The organism is Bradyrhizobium elkanii WSM2783, from assembly GCF_000472865.1.
In the GTDB taxonomy this organism is placed as follows: Bacteria; Pseudomonadota; Alphaproteobacteria; order Rhizobiales; family Xanthobacteraceae; genus Bradyrhizobium; species Bradyrhizobium elkanii_A.
This window is the reverse complement of the sequence record NZ_AXAP01000199.1, coordinates 1-2,343: the sequence shown is the minus strand read 5'-3', so window position 1 is coordinate 2,343 and position 2,343 is coordinate 1. Positions and strand designations below refer to the sequence as shown.

Below are 2,343 nucleotides of genomic sequence, written 5' to 3'. Positions count from 1 at the left end.
CGGCGTCAAATTTACCGACGGCGTCGCAGAATCGACGACGCCAGCTAACCGCGCCGCCTGATCGGCCCCATCACCCAATTTCGGCCATAGCTCTCGCGAATTACCACGCGTCACGCAAGACGGCGCCCGTCGGATGCGTACCAAACGATAAGCTCATGCTCAGCTCAAACTCACTCTGCCTGGATCTGTAACAGCAGCTGGTCGGGATCTATGGTCGAGGCGAGGCGCTTTAGGTCTCAGCTGTGCTTGGTTCAAGATCGGATGTCCAAACTTCTGCACGAAGATCGCCGTCGCGCGTCAGCTCAGCCTATTCATCGCGGTCACGTGGGTCGCGCGCATTCGGTCCTGACGTCGCTCACCAAATGTTCTACCGTTAGAGCCATTGGTTCCTAAACGAACTACTCTTGGAGACGGGAACCGGCCTGTTATCTAGCTGTCCCTCAGCTAGCGCCCGATACAGCCTGATACGGTGGAGGTGGAACGATGGCAAATGCCATGTTGATGGCGGGCTGGAAGGTGATTCCTATCGTCGTGTCGAGGTGATCACCGGGGAACGTCGGCCGCGACGATGGATGGGCGAGGAGAAGGTGCGGATCGTGGCGGAGATGCAGGCCTGCACACTCCGCTCTATGCCGCGGCGTGTCAGCCGCTGCCGATGCGGCGCGAAGAGATCGCGCATCGCTTCGCGACCTTCATCGGCAAGCCATAAGCCGTTAGCGCGCCTACGCGTGGCAGCCGCGCGAGAAACGGCGTCCCGGCGGTTGGTCTCCACACGATCGCCCTCGGCTTGCTTGGGATTAATGATGGCGCCATCACAGTGCATTCTTGGCCGAGTGACCGGATCAGGCGATAAAGACCATAGCCAGTTGGGACGGCTCGTAACAGAAGTGGACGCGGTCAAACCGGTTGGCAATCCGCTCTATGACGCGGCGCATGTTGATTTGATAATGAAAGCATCGACCTCCCGAAGAACCGAACCTTACCCTCCCGGCCTGCATCCGCAATCCCGACGGCATTTCTTAGCCTGGCCACATCGATTCCGACAAAGGCCTCCCTTAATCTGCCACGGCTCGTCCTCGTGATGAGGATCGGCTCGGTACGCCCGAGCAATCTTGGGACGCGCAGTGTTGGGCGAGCCATCTCATGGCAAGAGGCGCGCATACGGCCTTACTATTCAGCCATGTCCGACTGAAGACATTGCGCGTCGGGAAGCCAACGTTGAGATGTAAGCATCCCGCGGGCACAGGGAAGCGCACGATTTCGCGCCTTTCTCCAACTGCACAGAACGTTCTCCGGTGGCACGTATATTGCTGCAAGTGGTGGTGAGGCTCAATTCGCTGAGACCTTCATCGCGCGGTGGACAGCGCTTTCGGAAAGCAAGGATACCTATAAATGGGAAGCTATATAATCAAATACAAGGCGAATGAAGACTTCGTGATCGGCGTGCACGATCAGGCAGTGGGTGCTCCAATTGTACTTCGCAAAAGACATGCCGCCCTTCGATATATTGTCTGGGATATCGACCTTGCCGCCGGCTCCATTAGGCTGCACGCAAGTGATCGGCTTGCACTTGCGCCAAGCGGTAATGCCATCAGAGAAGCTAGGCTCTACCTTCAGTTCTACGACGCTGCCAACCCTAATCAGCAGTGGGAATTTGGGGAGAACCCAGGTCCTATCTACAGCTTAGTCAATCGCAACCTGTGCATCGATAACAATAATAGCAGACAGCAAGAAGGCAACCCAATTTGGCTCTATCCGGAGAACGGCACAGTCGCTCAGAAGTGGCAGCATGTACCACTATCGGGCCTGCGCGCTACGGATCTCGAGGTTGAAGTTGCAGGGTAACTTAAATCCTCTGCGCACGATGAGGTTTCATCAACGTGTGCTCACAGGGCGGGGCCGTCCAGATGTTCGACCCCCCTTCCAAAACTCTCACTTAACGGAGGCGAAGATCGAGAGGTTCGAGGCCGTAGCTGTGCTCCATTTGAATTGATGGTGTATCCAATTTAGGTAATTTAGGAGACCTGGAGCGTTTTCAACTGTATGTGGGTCACTATGCGTACCCGGCATGTCGAAAGTAGTTTGCACTGCTTGATAAGCTTTCCTGTCAGCCTCATCGACGTTGTCACGGTGCGTGCGGGCCGCCGCAGCGCGCACTATGCCCGATCTCTGGCGACGTAACGTGATCGGAAATTGCTCTAGCAGTCTGCTGAAAAACGTGAGGAATGAAGCGTTTTTTTTCTGTTGAGGAGGCCTCGTTGGGCTGGCGCGTCCGGGAGGCTAGGTCTGGGCTGGCTGGGCTGCAACCAGTTTGGGGATGCGGATCAGATTATAGGCGATCAG

At 56.4% G+C, this 2,343-nt stretch carries 1 protein-coding gene and 1 pseudogene; one reads left to right on the top strand and one right to left on the bottom strand.

Annotation, left to right across the window (positions count from 1 at the left end):
• Window positions 1–596: 596 nt before the first annotated feature.
• Window positions 597–1,161 (bottom strand): annotated as a pseudogene (locus YY7_RS65455) (IS110 family transposase); the annotation flags it as partial.
• Window positions 1,162–1,392: 231 nt separating this feature from the next.
• On the opposite strand from YY7_RS65455, the gene YY7_RS0149760 reads away from it, so the two are divergent.
• Entirely contained in the window at window positions 1,393–1,845 is a 453-nt protein-coding gene (locus tag YY7_RS0149760; RefSeq protein WP_028169415.1) for an RICIN domain-containing protein, read from the top strand.
• Window positions 1,846–2,343: the final 498 nt, after the last annotated feature.

Coding starts and splice junctions, on each gene's coding strand:
- YY7_RS0149760 (WP_028169415.1), top strand. CDS start 1,393: ATGGGAAGCTATATAATCAAATACAAGGCGAATGAAGACTTCGTGATC.